Below are 16,290 nucleotides of genomic sequence, written 5' to 3' on the forward strand. Positions count from 1 at the left end.
TCCCCGACGGACGCCGCGCTCGCCGCTGATCTGGCGCTGCCGATCGAGGAGCTGGAGCTCACCGTTCGGTCGTACAACTGCCTCAAGCGCGAGGGTGTCCACTCTGTCGGGGAGCTCCTCGCTCGTTCCGAGGCCGACCTGCTCGACATCCGCAACTTCGGTGCGAAGTCCATCGACGAGGTCAAGGCGAAGCTGGCCGGGCTGGGCCTGGCGCTCAAGGACAGCCCGCCCGGATTCGACCCGACCGCCGCTGCCGACGCCTTCGGCGCCGACGACGCTGACGCGGGCTTTGCGGAGACCGAACAGTACTGACGGTGGCGCCAGGTCGGTGGGGTCAAGATCCGCGAGACCTTCCCCCACCGACGACCTGGCCCGCACCGTCACGTCCATGCCCAGCATGGACACTCATCGCCAACGGCGACCTTCGTCCCCGGGGCTGGCCTTCCAGTGCTTGAGGGGCGAGCGCAGGGTGGTGCCCGCGCACAGCAGGGGCACCACCCTGGCAGGGTCGAGCGACCCAGGGACCTCGAGGACAAGGTCCTCGAGGTCCAGGTCCTGGCCCTTCAGGCACTGCGCGCGCTGGCCGCAGGACCCGGCCTCGCAGCCCACGCCGACCCGGTCGCCGACTCTGCCCCGGACTGGAACAGCAAGACGCCCTCACGACGCAGCGAAGATCACATCAGGGCGCGGTGCTGCCGAAGCCCATGGTCGATCCGCACGCGGCACGACGTACCGCGCAACATCCGCACCCGGTGCACTGCCGAACTGATCTCTACTCCTCGGTCATCAGCTGCAGCAGGTCGCGCAGATCGCGGCGCTGGTCTTCGTCAAGGGCGGAGAGCGGGTTGCGGGCGAAGCGCAGACGGCTGCGCAGGTCTTGAGCTGCCGCTTTCCCGGCGTCCGTGGTGGCAAGAAGCTTGATTCGCCGGTCGCTGGGTTCCGGTCGGCGTTCGACCAGACCCCGGTTCTGCAGGCGGTCCACGATGCCGGTGAGGTTGGACGGTTCAGCCCCCAGTCGTTCGGCGACGCGACGCATGGGCAGAGGAGCCTCGTCCAGGGCGATCAGCGCCTTCACTTGCTGAGGGGTGAGGCCGTGGTGAGCCGCGGCGGCCTCGTACTCGCGGGCGTAGCGGTCGGTGACCTTCGCGAAAAGGTGGATCACCTCGGAGGTCAGGGGGTCGTCTGCCGTCATTCCTCCAGGTTATGAAAAGTCATTCGACGCGACAAGGGTTGACTATAATGGTTATGCAGCATAACTTTATAGCCGTGCGGCTCCGGCTGTACACCTACCTCCCTCCGCCACAGCAAGGAACCACCACTCATGAAGCAGCGCATCCTGGGCATCGACGGACCCATGGTCTCCGCCGTCGGACTCGGCCTGATGGGTATGTCCGAGTTCTACGGAGCCACCGACGACCCCCAGTCCATCGCCACCATCCACCGCGCCCTCGACCTGGGTGTGAACCTTCTGGACACCGCCGACGTCTACGGCGCCGGCCACAACGAAACCCTGCTGGGCCGTGCCTTGGCGGGCCGACGGCGGGAGGAAGCCGTCGTGGCCACCAAGTTCGGCTCCCGCCTGCACGAAGGCACCTTCACCGTCGACTCCACCCCGCAGTACGCCAAGAAGGCCGTCGACGCCTCCCTCACTCGGCTGGGCCTGACCCACATCGACCTGTACTACCTCCACCGGCGTGATCCCGCCATTCCGATCGAAGACACCGTCGGCGCCCTGGCCGAACTCGTCGCGGCAGGCAAGATCCGCCACATCGGACTGTCCGAGGTGAACGCGGACACCCTGCGCCGGGCACACGCCGTTCACCCCATCACCGCTCTCCAGAGTGAATACTCCTTGTGGGAACGCGGCCTGGAGACCGAGATCCTCCCGACCACCCGGGAGCTCGGGATCACCCTTGTCCCCTACTCACCGGTCGGCCGCGGCTTCCTGTCCGGCGCGATCAAGGACACCGCTTCACTCGCCGCAGACGACTACCGCCGCTTCGACCCCCGCTTCCAGGGCGACAACCTGCGCCGCAACCTGCACCTGGCAGACCAGGTCCGCACCCTCGCGGCAGAGGCCGGCCTCACCCCGACACAGCTCGCCCTCGCGTGGCTCCTCCACCAGGGCGACGACATCGTCCCCATTCCCGGTACCAAGCGCATCAGCTATCTGGAGGAGAACACCGCAGCCGCCGACGCCCATCTCGACGCCGACCACCTCGCCGCCCTGGACGCAGCCCTCCCTCCCGGCGCCGCTGCCGGGCCGCGCTACCCCGACCAGCTCATGGACCGCGTCAACAACTGACCTCTGATCCGCCGGCCGTCCCCCATCCCTCAACGAGGTCGGTGGTCCGGGGGAGATCCCGTTTCTGATGCGCTCGTCACAGACGGGCAGGTACGGGGCCACCTGAACCCGCCGCCCAAATGACCACCGAGCCAGTGCCGCGGCGGGTGATCCGCAGTAGGCGCCGACCCTCCTCTTCGTCTGTCACGCGCATGGGTCCGGCCATGCCGCATGACGCGGCTGCAGCGGCCGGTCGGATCCTCAATCCCGTTGCCCGTCGGCCGGTGCCTTCAGCAGCCGGTCCAGTTCGTTTCCGGCCTCGTCGTAGCCGGCGTCGGAGATTCGTTGGAGCTCGCGCAGGTCGCCGGCCGTGGCCGCGCGTCGTGTGAGCAGGAACCCGGCGTGCATGGACCCTTCGTCCAACAGCTCGCTCAGCTCTGCGAGGTCGCCGGCTTCGTCGGCGAGGTCGGCCAGGCGGTCCAAAGCGGTCTCGTTGCCCTCGTCGGCCAGCTCGCGCAGAGTCTCCCGATCGATGTTCGTGTTCGCCATGACGCCATGCTGCAACCCTGCCCCAGGGGAAGGGTCAAGTGGGACGATGGCCGGGTGCTCACCATCGGCCAGCTGGCCAGGTCCGTCGGAGTGTCGATCAAGACAATCCGCGTCTATCACGACAAGGGGCTGCTCCCTGAGCCTGACCGCGATGCCTCCGGCTACCGGCGGTACGGCGCCAACGACGCCATCGACCTGATCAAGATCCGGACGCTCGCCGAGGCCGGCGTTCCCCTGGCGCGTATCCGGGATCTCAGGTCAGCGAACGACGAAGAGTTCCAGCAGGCGCTGCGCGAGATCGACGACGAGCTCACTGACCGCATTCGTGGCCTTCGGGCAACGCAAGGGCGCCTGCGACAGCTCGCCGCCGGCCGTCTGGCACCGCTGCCGAACGAGGTCGGAGCCCATCTGGAACAGCTGGCCCGCTGGGGATTCACCCCTCGCTGGGTGGACCTGCAACGCGACCTGTGGATCCTTGTGTTCGCCACCCACCCGGGCCACGCGATCACCCTGTTCCACGACCAAGCCGAGACCCTGGCCGACCCGGCGCTGCGGCAGCTCTTCCTGGACTACGACCGCGCACACGACCTCGATGCCGACGATCCACGCCTCGATGACCTCGCTCGCCGGATCGCCGAGGCGACCCGGGAGCGCTACGGACCCGACGAACCGCCCGAGCTGGATGCAACATCCGAGATCCCCGCCCTCATCCAGAGCACGGTCAACGCCTCGTCCCCGGCATGGCAGCGACTCGACACACTCATTCGCGCGCAATGGGGTGGGTGACGCAACGTGTACAGACACACGGTCTCGGCTGGGTGCGGAAAGCAGTCAGCGCGGGCCACGAACTACAGGGCGAACGTCGCCTGATGCGGTACTAGTTCCGGTACCGGAACACGATCCGGCCGCGCGTCAGGTCGTAGGGCGGGAGCTCCACCAGCACCCGGTCCTCCAGCACGATCTTGATGTAGTTCTTGCGGATCTTCCCGCTGATGTGCGCGAGCACCTGGTGGCCGTTCTCGAGCTCCACGGTGAACATGGCGCTGCGCAGGCACTCGACGACCTTGCCCTCGACTTCGATGACGTTCTTGTTCCTCGTCATCGCACCAGCTCCAGGTTGCTGCCCATCGGTCGGGCGCCGACGCCCTCGAACAGCGCCGAGGCTGCTTGGTTGGACTCGTGGACTTCGGTCCAGGCCGCGGCGAACCCGGTGCGGTGCAGCGTCCCCAGTGCGTGGGCCAGCAGCGCCCGCGCGATGCCGCGGCGTTGCTCGCCGGCCCGGACGGCGAGCAGCCCGATGCGCGGCCGGTTCACCGTCACCACGCGGATCAGACCCAGGTAGCGGTCCGGCGCCGCGGCCACCGCGTACTTGGACGGGTCGACGACGGTGTCGCCGTCGGGGCGGGGAATCACCTCCGCCGGCATCGACTGCCACCCGGCGGTCGACTCGACTTCGTCACGGATCGCGCGGTCCACGGCCCGCAGCAGACTCCCGTCCGCGTGACCGGCGGGCACGAGCGTCACGCCCGGAGGCGGCAGGACTGCGTCGAGCCCAGTGACCCGCGGGTCGGTCGGCACGACGTACTCCCACTCGCGGCGCAGGTTGGTGAACCCGGCCCGCCGCCAGCCGGCCGTCAGCTCGACGTCGGCCTCGTCGACCACCGTGTACAGCGGCGCCGGCAGTTCCGCCAGCATCGCCGCGGCGAGCCGGTCGAAGATGACGTCGTGCCAGGCGTCGATGCTGACGAACAAGCGTCCGTCGGGCCGCTGCTCCGCATGCCCGCGGCCGACCACCAAGTCGTCATCCAGTGCATGCCATTGCCTGTCCGCGACGCGCGTGATGATCATCGCGTTCCCGCTCAGGCCGGATGTATAAGGCTTCGTGTTCATCGGAGTCTCCTTCAGGAGTGCCTCGATCTCGGGCGCTCCTGGCGACACCGAACGTCAGCCGCCGGACCGTGACGGGTTGGGGGAGCACCCATGGGTAACTGTGTTCACGGGGCTCACCTCCAAATGACGACTTCACGGTCCACCACGAAGGTAGCAACGGGGCGCAGCCTCGCTCCAATCCTTTTCCATGAGCTCGTGACGCGATCATGATCCGGTTGGCTGTCACGCGCCGCCAGATCCTGCATTTCCTGCCCGTTGCTCAGCAGCGGATGCCGCCCCTGCGACTGTCCACAGCGCCATGCCCCATAGGGAGAGCGCAGCCATAAGACCCACCACGAGGCGAACAGTTGCGTCCGGGCCGTTCGTGAGCCAGACGGTCATGCCCGCCGCCCCGGAAGCGATCAACAGGGCCGCCGGTATGCGCAGTCGGGGCTGCTCGAACACCGCCGCCAACGGCAGGAAGTGGAGGCCGACGACAACCGCGATCAGCGGGGGAATGAGCACCGGCACCCCGACGTGACGGCAGACTGCGGCGATGGCGATGATCAGCAGCCACTGGAGCCCGTTGATCCGGTTGAACCGCCGACGTCGGTCAACGGGGAATGGCCCCCCTGCCGACGAGGGAAGAAAACGGCGCGCGGCGAGCATCAGCCCCACCATGACGGCACAGCCGACTCCGACCAGGACCTGCCCCATCAACCCGCCGAATGCGCTCGAGCCCAGCAGCCACCAGCCGAGCCCGAACAACGCGAGGAACCCCACCCCTGACTTGAACATGATCGAGACCCTAGGCGGAAGAGCAGCCCGCCGGTCCAAGGATTCTCAACTTGGCGCAGGCCTCTTGGCCGACGTCCTCATCCGCGTCGGCACTGCGGTCGCGTCCCTTCGACGAAAGTCTCGGTCGAACAGGGCACCGACCGTGACCGAACCGCGAACCGGGCGGGGCGGGACACGACCGTGCACCCGTCCGCTTCCGTACCGCCCACCGAGTGTCGGCGGCATGCCCTGCCGGGCCGTCTCGCGCGCGAGCACGCACGAGACGGCCCGGCGGTCAGGCGGCGGCCCGTGCCGGGCCGACCAGCTCTGACAGGACGTCCTCCATGGTCACGAAGCCGAGCACCGCGCCGGTCTCGCCGGTCACCGCGGCCAGATGACTGCCGTCCGCGCGCAGGGCGGTGAGGGTGTCGTCCAGCGGGGTGTCGATGCGGACCCGGGTGACCGGATGCAGGGCGCTGCGCGGGAAGGGCTTGTTCCGTTCCGTGATGCCGAGGGTGTCCTTGATGTGCAGGTAGCCCAGCAGGGTGCCGTCCGGGCCGGTGACCGGAAAACGGGAGTATCCCGCCTGGGCCGCAGTCCTCTCCAGCTCGGCAGGGGTGGTCGTGTGGGCGACCGTGCGCATCTTCTGCGCGGGGACCAGGATCTCGCCCACCGGCCGGGTGCCCAACTCCAGCGCGTCGCGCAGCCGCTCACCGTCGGTGGGCGAGAGCAGTCCGGCCTCACTGGAGTCGACGACCATGCGCGCGAGCTGGTCGTCGGTGAACACCGCCTCCACCTCGTCCTTCGGCTCCACCCGAAGCAGCTTCAGCAGGGCGTTGGCGAAGGCGTTGATGCCGAACACGACCGGCCGCAGCGCCCGGGTGAGGGCGACCAAGGGCGGGCCCAGCAGCAGCGCGGTCGGGACCGGGGCGGCCAAGGCAATGTTCTTCGGGACCATCTCGCCGATCAGCATGTGCAGATATGTCGCCACCGTCAGCGCGATCACGAAGGCGACCGGGTGGACCAGGGCGTGCGGCAGGTGGACCGCCTCGAAGCCGGGCTCCAGCAGATGCGCGATGGCCGGCTCGGCGACCGCGCCGAGGACCAGCGAGGAGACGGTGATGCCCAGCTGGGCGGTGGCCATCATGGCGGAGAGGTGCTCCAGGCCCCACAGTGTCATCTTCGCGCGCTTGTTCCCCTCCTTCGCGCGCGGCTCGATCTGGCTGCGCCGCACCGAGATCAGGGCGAACTCGCCCCCCACGAAGAAGGCGTTGGTCAGCAGGGTCAGGGCACCGATGGTGAGCTGCAGAACGGTCATCGGGACTCCTCCCCCGCCTGGACCGGCACCCGGGCCGGTTCGGTGATGCGGACTCGGTCGGCGCGGTGGTGCTCGATGTCGAGGACATGAAGCCGCCAGCCGTCCACGTCGAGCTCATCGCCCTTGGCAGGGATACGGGAAAGGCGCGTGGCGACCAGCCCGGCCAACGTCTCGTACGGCCCCTCCGGCGCCGTCAGTCCTATCCCGGCGAGCTGGTCCAGGCGGACGGAGCCGTCCGCCTCCCACGCCGCGCGGCCGTCCTTGGCCAGGGCTGAGGGCAGCAGGTCGGGCACCTCGACGGGATCGTGTTCGTCGCGGACCTCGCCGACGACCTCCTCGACGATGTCCTCCATCGTCGCCACGCCCGCCGTGCCGCCGTATTCGTCGATGACGACCGCCATGGTGCGCGTCTCGCGCAGCCGCTCCAGCAGCCGGTCGGCGGTGAGGCTGTCGGGAACCAGCAAAGGCTCGGTCGCCAGGTCGGTGACCGGCGTGAGAGCGCGCTTCTCCGGCTCCAGGGCGAGCACGTCGCGGATGTGGACGGTGCCGATGACCTCGTCGAGGCTGTCGCGGTAGACCGGGAAGCGGGACAGACCGGTGGCGTGCGTCAGGTTCGCCGCGTCGGCGGCTGTCGCGTGGGCTTCGAGGGCCTTGACGTCGACCCGCGGGGTCATCACGTTCTCGGCTGTGAGCTCGCTCAGATGCAGCGTCCGCACGAACAGTTCGGCCGAGTCCGCCTCCAGGGCGCCCTCGGCGGCCGAGTGCTGGGCGAGCGCGACGAGTTCCTCGGGGCTGCGGGCGGAAGCCAGCTCCTCGGCGGGTTCCAGGCCGAAGCGGCGTACGAAACGGTTCGCGGTGCTGTTCAAGTGGCGGATGAACGGGCCGAAGGCGGCGGTGAAGCCGCGCTGCGGGCCCGCCACCACCTTCGCGACCGCCAGTGGGCGTGAGATCGCCCAGTTCTTCGGCATCAGCTCACCCACCACCATCAGCACCACCGTGGAGACCGCCACGCCCAGCACCGTCGCCACCGACGGGGCGGCACCACCCAGGCCGACCGCTTCCAACGGGCCCCGCAGCAGCGCGGCCAGCGACGGTTCGGCCAGCATGCCGATCACCAGCGAGGTGACGGTGATGCCCAGTTGGGCGCCGGAGAGCTGGAACGTCAGGTGCCGTACGGCCTTCAGCGCGCCCTCAGCACCGCGCTCGCCCGCCGCGGCGGCACGCTCCAGCTCGCCCCGCTCGACGGTGGTCAGGGAGAACTCGGCGGCGACGAACAGGGCGCAGGCCAGTATGAGGAAGAGGGCAAGCACGAGCAGCAGAACCTCGGTCACCGTGCCACCCCCGTTCCCTCCTGCTCGGGCAGCGCGCGCTGCGGACGGGGTACGGCACAGCTGGTACTGGGAGGCTCACCCATTGCGGGACCGTCGCTCCTTCTGTGTCTGGCGGGTCATGGAGACCCTTGGCGGTCGGCAGGGCCGGGACACGGTCTGAACCGGCCCCGACACCATATGCTTCTACGTGCCTGTAGAGAACGTGTCGCTGCCACCTGTTGTTCCCAGGCGGCGCGCACCTCTCACCCGCTCAGATCACGAACGTGGTGCCGTGACGCCCACGCGGGCCCACCGCACCGCCCTCAGAACGCATACGCACGTCGAAGGAGTGGACGCCACGATGGTGTTCAAACGACTGCTCGGATCACTCGGTGTGGGTGGCCCCACGGTGGACACGGTCCTCGACCCCGGCCCGGCTCGCCCCGGCGGCGGTCTGTCCGGCCAGGTCCATCTCAAGGGCGGGGACAGCGACTTCGACATCGCGCACATCACTCTGGAGCTGGTGGCGCGGGTCGAGGCCGAGCATGACGAGGGGGAGAGCGAAGGTGCCGTCGCCTTTGACCGGTTCACCGTCGGCGGCGGCTTCCGGCTCGCTGCGGGCGAGGTGCGGAGCGTCCCGTTCACCCTGACGCTGCCGTGGGAGACCCCGATCAGCGAGCTGTACGGGCAGAGCCTGGGCATCGTCCTCGGTGTGCGCACGGAGCTGTCGGTGGCCGGCGCGAAGGACAAGGGCGACCTCGACCAGCTGACGGTGGGCCCGCTGCCCGTCCAGGAGGCGATCCTCGAAGCGCTCGGCCGGCTCGACTTCGGCTTCAAGTCAGCCGACCTGGAGTACGGCCGTATCGGCGGCACCGGCCAACAGCTGCCCTTCTACCAGGAGATCGAGCTCACACCGGCACCGCAGTACGCGCATCAGATCAACGAGATCGAGCTGACCTTCCTAGCCGGCCCGGCTGGCATGGAGATCGTCCTGGAGGCAGACAAGCGCGGCGGGTTCTTCTCGGAGGGCCACGACGCGCTCACTCGCTTCACGGTCTCCCACGACGAGGTCGGGCACCACGACTGGAACGCGATCGTCGACGGCTGGATCCGCCGGCTCGTCGAGCACCGGGCGCCCCACGACTCGCACTCCGCCCACGGCCACGACGGCCACCGTTCGGGCCCCGGCATGGGCACCGCCGTCGCCGCGGGCGCCGCCGGTCTCGCTGTCGGTGTCGTCGGCGGCATGGTCGCGGCCGAAGTCGTCGACGAGGTCGGGGACTTCTTCGAAGGTGACGAGGAAGAAGAAGAGGGCTGACGAGCCCAGAGGCGGGCCGACGGGGTCGAACAGCTACTGACGACGCACAAAGGTTCGACCTTGCTCGGCTCGCCCTGTCGGTCGAGCGGAGCACGGGGCCCAGGCTGCGGAGACCCGGCTGCGTACCCGCATGACCGGATGCCAGGGGCCGGGAGACTCGCCGAGTGGAGAGGTGGACGGGGGTGTGACGCAGGCGGTGGGCCAGGTGGTGCCGACGACCAGAGGAAGTCCGGACGATCCGGACATCCGCTCGCGGGAGTCGGCGGCTACTCCTGCCGGAGTAGCTGCGCCGGCCCGTCGGATCCGACGGTCAGCCAGGTGGCCGCCGCTCCCCCGCCCTGACCAGCCCCGTCTCGTACGCCAGCACCACGAGCTGCGCCCGGTCGCGGGCCCCCAACTTGGTCATCGCACGGCTCACATGGGTCTTGGCGGTCAGCGGGCTCATGGCGAGCTCCCGCCCGATCTCCTCGTTGCTCAACCCGCCCGCGACCAGCGCCATCACCGCGCGCTCCCGGTCGGTGAGCACAGCGAGGCGTTCGGCACCGGCCGCGTCCGGCCCCTTGAGCCGGGCGAACTCCTCCACCACCGCGCGCGTGACGGCGGGCGCGAGGAGGCTCTGCCCGGCGGCAGCCGTACGGATGGCGCCCCGCAGGTCGTCCGGCTCGATGTCCTTCAGCAGGAACCCGGCCGCTCCGTGCCGCAGTGCCTCGAAGACGTACTCGTCGACCTGGTACGTGGTGAGCATGAGGACGCGTACGCCGTCCAGCGTGCAGTCGGCGGCGATACGCCGGGTGGCCTCGATGCCGTCGATGCCCGGCATGCGGATGTCCATGAGGACGACATCGGGTCGCGTCAGCCGCACCGCCTCCACCGCCTGCCTTCCGTCGGCCGCCTCCGCGACGACGACGAGGTCCTCGGTGAGATCCAGGAGAGCACGGAAACCCGCCCGTACGACGGCCTGATCCTCCGCCAGCACCACGCGCACCGTCACGGCCGCTCCTCTCCCCCACCGCTGCCGACCGGGAGCACCGCCCGCACCCGGAACCCCCCGCCGGGCACGGGACCGTACTCGATGCTGCCCCCGACCGCGGTGGCCCGCTCCCGCATTCCGAGCAGTCCGAATCCGCCGGACGACGACTCGGGAGACAGAGACGAGGACGATCTCCCGTCGTCCACGACCTCCACCGACAGCCGGCCGTCCTGCCGTACCACGGAGACCGCCGCGTGCCGGGCGCCGGAGTGGCGGACGGTGTTGGTGAGAGCCTCCTGCACGATGCGGTAGACGGCCAGCCCCACCACCGGTGGCGGGGCGTCGGGCTGTCCCTCCTGCCGGAGCGAGATCGTGACGCCACTGCCGTCGAATCGGTCCACCAGCTCGGCGAGTTGCCCGACCCCGGGAACCGGTTCCAGCGGATCGCCTTCGCGATCTCGCAGCACGGTCACGGTGGCCCGCAGCTCACGCACCGCCTCCTTGCCCGAGTCCCGGACCTGCCGCATCGCCTGCCTGGCCATCTCGGGTCTGGCGTCGAGCGTTTCCAGGGCCACACCCGCCTGTACGGTCATCGCCGTGACCGTGTGGGCGACGACGTCGTGCAGCTCGCGCGCGATCCGCACCCGCTCCTCCCGCACCCGGCGCGCCGCCTCCCGCTCCCGGTCCTCCTCGGCGCGGGCTGCCCGGGCGGCGTACTCGGCCAGCAACTGCCGTCGCGTACGGACCACTTCGCCCAGCAGTAGCGGCACCAGCGGCCACAGCATCTCCAGCACGGGGAGCCCCTGCGGGTTCACGACGTCGTTGCCGACCCACAGTGCGACGGCGCCCGAGGTGAGGGAGGCGACGAGGGCGGTCCACAGGGTGCGGCGGCGGTCGCCCCGGACCGCGACCGTGTACAGCGCCACGATCGTCGGCAGGTTCAGCAGCTCGCCGATGTGTCCGTAGAGCGCCCAGCCGGCACAGGCCGCCCCGGTCACCGTCGCGACCGGCACCGGCCACCGCCGCCTCCACACCAGCGCGATGAGGGACACGGCGAGCAGCAGCCAGGTGAACCAGTCCGCCTGGCGGTGGGGCGGTTCGTTCACCGCCGCGTCCGGGCCGGTGAACAGCGCGACCGCGGCGACCACCAGCAGATCCGCGGCACGCTGCGGCAGCGCCCGCAGCCGGGAGGCGAGCTGGTCGAAGGACGTCACCTCTTCACCGTATGAGCGAGGCGGTCGGCGCGCATACGACGACGGGAGTAGTCGCGCCCGGACGAGCCAACGGCACGCGCCCCTGAGCCAACCCTGAGACATCCCCCATGCCACCCCCATCTGTCCCCGATCCGCCCCCGATATGTGTCAGGAATCTTTGACAGGTACCGGAAGAGGCTGTCAGCCTTTTCTGACAGGTACGACGGAAAGGGGCCGCGATGCCCGAGGTCCCGCCTCCGGCACCGACGGGCGATGAGTTGCTGAAGGTGCTCTCCGCCCTCGCCAATCCGCACCGCATGCGGATCGTCGGGGCGCTGCTGGAGAGCCGGAACTACGTCAGCGCGCTGGCTCGTGAGATCGGGATGAGCCGTCCGCTGCTGCACATGCACCTCCAGCGGCTGGAGGCGGCCGGACTGGTCGTCGGCACGCTCGAACTCGCGGAGGACGGCAAGGCGATGAAGTACTTCGATGTCACGCCGTTCTTCTACCGGTTGACTCCCGACGTCGTCGCGCGGGCGGCCGCGACGCTCAGCGAGGCCGAGAAAGCCCAGCCGGAGAAGACCGAGGCCGAGAAAGAGGAAGCGAAGTGAATGGGGAACAGGTGACGCTCGCCGACAGCGCCGACACCGTGGGCGCTGTGGTCGGAGCCGTGGGCGCGGCCGGGGTCTTCACCCTGCTGATCGTGATCGTGTGGCAGGTCGCCGCCACTTGGCGGGCCCGGATGCTGGCCGCGCGCGAACAGCAGTACAAGGACCTCGCGGCGAAGTACGCCCAACTACTGGAGGACACCGTGGAGTTGCAGCGTCGCACCGCCGAGGGTCAGCAGCAGACCCTCAACGAGCTGACGCAGACCCGGCTGTCGGTGTCCTCGATGGAGAAGATGATGCGCGAGATCGAATAGCCCTCGGGGCGCACTGAGAGGCGCCGAGAAACGCACGTACGGCCGGGAGCGGCAACTCCCGGCCGTACCGAGGAAGAACACACCCCTCGGACACACCCCACCCGTACACCACGGCAGGTCATCACACCTGCAAGCGCCGTGGTGCGGGCCCCGTGCGCCCTGGTACCGGTCGTCAAGCGGACCGGTGGCGCGCTCCCTACCCAAGGAGACTACTCATGCGTGCGCTGCTTCAGCGCGTCGCCCGTGCGCCCGGCGGACGCCGGGGCTGGGGGCGCCCCCTCCGGGGGATGCTGGTCCTGGCGGCCTGGCTGATCCTGGTCGTCGCCCTCGGCCCGCTGGCCGGGAAGCTCGGCGACGTCGAGGAATCCGGGCCCAACGCCTTCCTGCCGCGCAGTGCCGAGTCCGCGCAGGTCAACACGGAGCTGGAGAAGTTCCGTACGGACACGGTGATGCCGGCCGTCGTCGTCTACACCGGCGGCAAGGGCGCGGAGGCCGCTGCGGCGGCCGATCGGGATGCCCTCTCGCGCTTTGTCCCCACCGGCCGGGCGGTCTCGCAGCCGATCCCGTCCGAGGACGGCGGGGCCGTGATGACGATCGTGCCGCTGGACAGCGAGGACGACATCACGGAGAAGGTCGACGAACTGCGTGACGTGGCCGGCGCCAACGCACCGCCCGGCGTGGCGGTAGCGGTCGGCGGTCCCGCCGGCTCCCTCACCGACTCGGTGGCGGTCTTCGACGACCTCGACACGACGCTGCTGCTGGCCACCGGCCTGGTGGTGGCCGTCCTCCTGCTGCTCACCTACCGCAGCCCGGTGCTGTGGCTGCTGCCCCTCGTGTCAGTGGGCTTCGCGGCCGTCCTCACCCAGGTCACCACCTACCTGCTGGCGAAGCACGCCGGCCTCCCTGTCGACCCGCAGAGCTCAGGCGTGCTCATGGTCCTGGTCTTCGGCGTGGGCACCGACTACGCGCTGCTCCTCATCGCCCGCTACCGCGAGGAACTGCACCGCCACGAGGACCGGCACGAGGCGATACGGATCGCACTGCGCCGCTCCGGCCCGGCGCTCCTGGCCTCCGCCGCCACCATCGCCGTCGGCCTGTCCTGCCTGGCGTTCGCCGACATCAACTCCTCCCGCTCACTGGGCCTGGTGGGCGCGGTCGGTGTCGTCTGCGGCTTGCTCGCCATGGTCACCGTGCTTCCGGCGCTGCTCGTCATCACGGGCCGCTGGGTGTTCTGGCCCTTCGTCCCGCGCCACGGCACGCCCGTCCGGACCCCACGCACCGTCTGGTCCCGGGTCGGGTCCGCCGTCGCCCTGCGCCCCCGCTGGTCATGGCTGATGTCGGTCGCCGTCACCGGCGTGCTGGCACTGAGCGCGGTGGGCATCAACATGGGCCTGACACAGGCGGAGATGTTCCAGGACAAGCCCGAGTCGGTCGTGGCACAGGAGAAGATCTCGGCGCACTACCCCTCGGGCGCCTCCGACCCGGCGGACATCGTCACCCGCACCGACCGCACCGCCGAGGTCAGGGCGGCGGCGGCCTCGGTGGCCGGCGTGGCCCGCGTCGAGAGCGACACCGACCGCACGCCGGACGGTGAACTCACCACGCTGTCGGTGGTCTTGAAGGACGCCCCGGACAGCCAGGCCGCCAAGGACACGATCGACGCCCTGCGCGACGCGGTACACCCGATGAACGCTCTGGTCGGGGGTACGACCGCGGAGGCCCTCGACACCCAGCGGGCCGCCGACCGAGACCTGACGACGGTCGTTCCGATCGTGCTCCTCGTCGTCCTGGGCGTCCTGATCCTCCTGCTGCGAGCCCTGGTCGCCCCGCTCCTGCTCCTGGCCACAGTCGTGCTGTCGTACTTCGCGGCCCTCGGCGCCTCGAACCTCCTCTTCGAGCACGTCCTGGGCTTCGCGGGCGTCGACTGGTCGATCCCGCTGATGGGCTTCGTCTTCCTTGTGGCCCTCGGCATCGACTACAACATCTTCCTCATGCACCGCGTGAAGGAGGAAACCGCGGAGCTGGGCCACGAGCGCGGCGTCCTGGAGGGCCTGACCAGCACCGGAGGCGTCGTCACCTCGGCCGGCATCGTCCTGGCCGCGACCTTCGCGATCTTCGCCGGCCTGCCGCTGGTGACGATGGCCCAGATGGGTGTCCTCGTCGGCATCGGCGTCCTCCTGGACACCTTCCTCGTCCGGACCGTCCTGGTGCCCGCCCTCGCCCTCGACCTGGGCCGCTGGTTCTGGTGGCCGGGCAGCCTCTTCCGCACTCTGCCCCGCACCGGACGAGACGCGACCGGAGGTGCTGCCTCTTCCACGACACCGGACCCGGCCCACGAGGCGGTGTGACCCCCCGCCCCCGACCTTCTCTGCACGGTGCTACGCCGAGAGGGACCGGGGGCGCAGGTCGGTCCAGTGGGCCTCGATGTACTCCAGGCACGCCTCTCGGGTGTTCTCCTGGAAGACGACCGTCCATCCTCCGGGCACGTCGGCGAAGGACGGCCAGAGAGAGTGCTGGCCCTCATCGTTCACCAGGACCAGGAAACGGCCTTCGCTGTCGTCGAAGGGGTTGGTGCTCATGGCGAGTTGCCTCCTCGGAACGTCAACATTAGGTTAGCCTGGCCTAATTGACAGGAGCTTAGCCGTCGCCGCTTCCCCCTCACAAGGAGACGTTCGTGCGCCTCGTCACGGCCGACATGGAGAACGCCTTCGCCGAGTTCGGACTGCCCGGCAAACCCGGCACCGACGCGTTCTGGGCAGCGGTGGGGGCGCCCCCGTCGGTACCTGCCGACGACGGCGGTTGGGTGACCCTGTTCCTGTGGCGCGGGTCTGAGGCGAGCATCGGCTTCGAGAGCTGGTCGGAGCCGGTCCCGCTGCGCCGGTGGGGCGAAACGGACTGCTGGTACGCCGAGGTGAGGATGCCCGCGCGGCTGCGGGTGACCTACCAGTTGCTCGCGGGCGACTCGGCGTACGCCGACCCGTTCAACCCGGTGGGCGCGGGCGGTGACCGGTCCATCGCCGCGACCCCGGACGCCCCCGGCCAGCCGCACTGGCCCGTCGTCGGCGCCGACGACGTCCTGCCACTCCCCCGCACCCGGATCCGCTGGGCCGGCGAAGGGCTCGGCGGGCGGCGTACCGTACGCGTCCATCCGGCGGGTGGCGGTGGACCGGTGGTCCTGCTGCTCGACGGGGACGACTGGCTGTATCTGCATCCGGCCATGACGGCGTTCGACTCGGCCGTCGCCAGTGGCGAGATACCCCCGGTCACCCTCGTGTTTCTGCCGGCCAAGGACAGGGCTGCCGAGTTCGCGTGCAGGCCCGAACTGTGGGCGGCGGTTCGGGACGAACTGCTGCCGCTGGTGGCGGAGTCCGGCGTACCCGCCGACCCGGACCGGCTGGTGGTCGCCGGGCAGAGCCTCGGCGGACTGAGCGCGGTGTACGCGGCGCTGGAGTTCCCGGACCTGGTGTCCCGCGTCGCCTGCCAGTCGGGGTCGTTCTGGTGGACTCCCGACGCCATGGACCTACCGGACCCGATGGGCGGCCCGGTCGGCGGCGCCATCGCCGCGCGGCTGCGGGAGCGCCCCGACCTGTCCGGTCTGCGGGTTGCGTTCGACGTCGGGGAACACGAGACACGGATGCTGCCCCACTGCGAACTGACCGAGTCCCTGACGGAACAGGCCGGTGCGACCGTACGGGTCTCGCGATCGGCCTCCGGCCACGACCGGGCGGGCTGGCGACACGCCCTGCTCAGGGATGTCGCCTGGGCCCTTGCTTAGCCGGT

The 16,290-nt window shown here is 69.9% G+C and carries 18 protein-coding genes; 8 read left to right on the top strand and 10 right to left on the bottom strand.

Going from position 1 to position 16,290, the window contains the following annotated elements:
- Positions 1 to 312, top strand: a 312-nt coding sequence (locus tag ACWGDB_RS31375) for a DNA-directed RNA polymerase subunit alpha C-terminal domain-containing protein (RefSeq protein WP_383612302.1), incomplete at its 5' end; no start/stop codon positions are given.
- Between the two features lie 460 nt (positions 313 to 772).
- Here the strand turns inward: ACWGDB_RS31375 and ACWGDB_RS31380 are convergent.
- The gene (locus ACWGDB_RS31380; protein WP_453825521.1) at positions 773 to 1,192 is read right to left on the bottom strand and encodes a MarR family winged helix-turn-helix transcriptional regulator; all 420 of its coding nucleotides are present in this window, start codon (positions 1,190 to 1,192) and stop codon (positions 773 to 775) included.
- A 129-nt stretch (positions 1,193 to 1,321) separates the two neighbouring features.
- On the opposite strand from ACWGDB_RS31380, the gene ACWGDB_RS31385 reads away from it, so the two are divergent.
- Complete coding sequence (locus tag ACWGDB_RS31385) at positions 1,322 to 2,305, top strand: aldo/keto reductase (RefSeq protein ID WP_453825522.1); 984 nt, start codon at positions 1,322 to 1,324, stop codon at positions 2,303 to 2,305.
- Positions 2,306 to 2,545: 240 nt separating this feature from the next.
- Here the strand turns inward: ACWGDB_RS31385 and ACWGDB_RS31390 are convergent, their stop codons facing one another.
- On the bottom strand, positions 2,546 to 2,833 hold the full coding sequence (locus tag ACWGDB_RS31390) for a hypothetical protein (protein ID WP_453825523.1): 288 nt from the start codon (positions 2,831 to 2,833) through the stop codon (positions 2,546 to 2,548).
- Positions 2,834 to 2,887: 54 nt separating this feature from the next.
- Here ACWGDB_RS31390 and ACWGDB_RS31395 point away from each other — a divergent pair, with 54 nt between their 5' ends.
- Positions 2,888 to 3,619 carry a MerR family transcriptional regulator gene (locus ACWGDB_RS31395; protein WP_453825524.1) on the top strand — a complete coding sequence of 244 codons (732 nt, stop codon included), beginning with the start codon at positions 2,888 to 2,890 and terminating at the stop codon, positions 3,617 to 3,619.
- A gap of 91 nt (positions 3,620 to 3,710) precedes the next feature.
- On the opposite strand, the gene infA is transcribed toward ACWGDB_RS31395, so the two are convergent.
- The 5 genes from infA to ACWGDB_RS31420 all read right to left on the bottom strand — a co-directional run bounded on the left by infA (position 3,711) and on the right by ACWGDB_RS31420 (position 8,128).
- Entirely contained in the window at positions 3,711 to 3,935 is a 225-nt protein-coding gene (gene infA, locus ACWGDB_RS31400; RefSeq protein WP_453825525.1) for a translation initiation factor IF-1, read from the bottom strand.
- Entirely contained in the window at positions 3,932 to 4,723 is a 792-nt protein-coding gene (locus tag ACWGDB_RS31405) for a GNAT family N-acetyltransferase (RefSeq protein ID WP_453825526.1), read from the bottom strand. Before ACWGDB_RS31405 ends, infA begins: the two co-directional genes overlap by 4 nt.
- Before the next feature lie 222 nt (positions 4,724 to 4,945).
- Positions 4,946 to 5,500, bottom strand: a complete 555-nt coding sequence (locus ACWGDB_RS31410) for a hypothetical protein (protein ID WP_453825527.1) — start codon at positions 5,498 to 5,500, stop codon at positions 4,946 to 4,948.
- Between the two features lie 274 nt (positions 5,501 to 5,774).
- The gene (locus tag ACWGDB_RS31415; RefSeq protein ID WP_453825528.1) at positions 5,775 to 6,797 is read right to left on the bottom strand and encodes a hemolysin family protein; all 1,023 of its coding nucleotides are present in this window, start codon (positions 6,795 to 6,797) and stop codon (positions 5,775 to 5,777) included.
- Positions 6,794 to 8,128, bottom strand: a complete 1,335-nt coding sequence (locus tag ACWGDB_RS31420) for a hemolysin family protein (protein WP_453825529.1) — start codon at positions 8,126 to 8,128, stop codon at positions 6,794 to 6,796. The genes ACWGDB_RS31415 and ACWGDB_RS31420 overlap by 4 nt, the downstream gene beginning before the upstream one ends.
- 340 nt (positions 8,129 to 8,468) lie before the next feature.
- Between ACWGDB_RS31420 and ACWGDB_RS31425 the strand changes: the two genes are divergently transcribed.
- On the top strand, positions 8,469 to 9,425 hold the full coding sequence (locus ACWGDB_RS31425) for a sporulation protein (RefSeq protein ID WP_453825530.1): 957 nt from the start codon (positions 8,469 to 8,471) through the stop codon (positions 9,423 to 9,425).
- A 310-nt stretch (positions 9,426 to 9,735) separates the two neighbouring features.
- Here ACWGDB_RS31425 and ACWGDB_RS31430 read toward each other — a convergent pair whose 3' ends face one another.
- A complete protein-coding gene (locus tag ACWGDB_RS31430) occupies positions 9,736 to 10,416 on the bottom strand; it encodes a response regulator (RefSeq protein WP_453825531.1) in 681 nt (226 codons plus the stop codon).
- Positions 10,413 to 11,609, bottom strand: a complete 1,197-nt coding sequence (locus tag ACWGDB_RS31435) for a sensor histidine kinase (RefSeq protein WP_453825532.1) — start codon at positions 11,607 to 11,609, stop codon at positions 10,413 to 10,415. Before ACWGDB_RS31435 ends, ACWGDB_RS31430 begins: the two co-directional genes overlap by 4 nt.
- A gap of 218 nt (positions 11,610 to 11,827) precedes the next feature.
- On the opposite strand from ACWGDB_RS31435, the gene ACWGDB_RS31440 reads away from it, so the two are divergent.
- From ACWGDB_RS31440 to ACWGDB_RS31450, 3 genes are all read left to right on the top strand, one after another.
- Complete coding sequence (locus tag ACWGDB_RS31440) at positions 11,828 to 12,199, top strand: ArsR/SmtB family transcription factor (protein WP_453825533.1); 372 nt, start codon at positions 11,828 to 11,830, stop codon at positions 12,197 to 12,199.
- On the top strand, positions 12,196 to 12,510 hold the full coding sequence (locus tag ACWGDB_RS31445) for a hypothetical protein (RefSeq protein WP_453825534.1): 315 nt from the start codon (positions 12,196 to 12,198) through the stop codon (positions 12,508 to 12,510). Before ACWGDB_RS31440 ends, ACWGDB_RS31445 begins: the two co-directional genes overlap by 4 nt.
- Positions 12,511 to 12,725: 215 nt before the next feature.
- Complete coding sequence (locus ACWGDB_RS31450; RefSeq protein WP_453825535.1) at positions 12,726 to 14,858, top strand: MMPL family transporter; 2,133 nt, start codon at positions 12,726 to 12,728, stop codon at positions 14,856 to 14,858.
- A 30-nt stretch (positions 14,859 to 14,888) separates the two neighbouring features.
- On the opposite strand, the gene ACWGDB_RS31455 is transcribed toward ACWGDB_RS31450, so the two are convergent.
- The gene (locus ACWGDB_RS31455; RefSeq protein ID WP_453825536.1) at positions 14,889 to 15,089 is read right to left on the bottom strand and encodes an MbtH family protein; all 201 of its coding nucleotides are present in this window, start codon (positions 15,087 to 15,089) and stop codon (positions 14,889 to 14,891) included.
- A 116-nt stretch (positions 15,090 to 15,205) separates the two neighbouring features.
- On the opposite strand from ACWGDB_RS31455, the gene ACWGDB_RS31460 reads away from it, so the two are divergent.
- The gene (locus ACWGDB_RS31460) at positions 15,206 to 16,285 is read left to right on the top strand and encodes an alpha/beta hydrolase-fold protein (RefSeq protein ID WP_453825605.1); all 1,080 of its coding nucleotides are present in this window, start codon (positions 15,206 to 15,208) and stop codon (positions 16,283 to 16,285) included.
- The last annotated feature ends 5 nt before the right edge of the window (positions 16,286 to 16,290 follow it).

This window comes from Streptomyces sp. NPDC055013, from assembly GCF_053608645.1.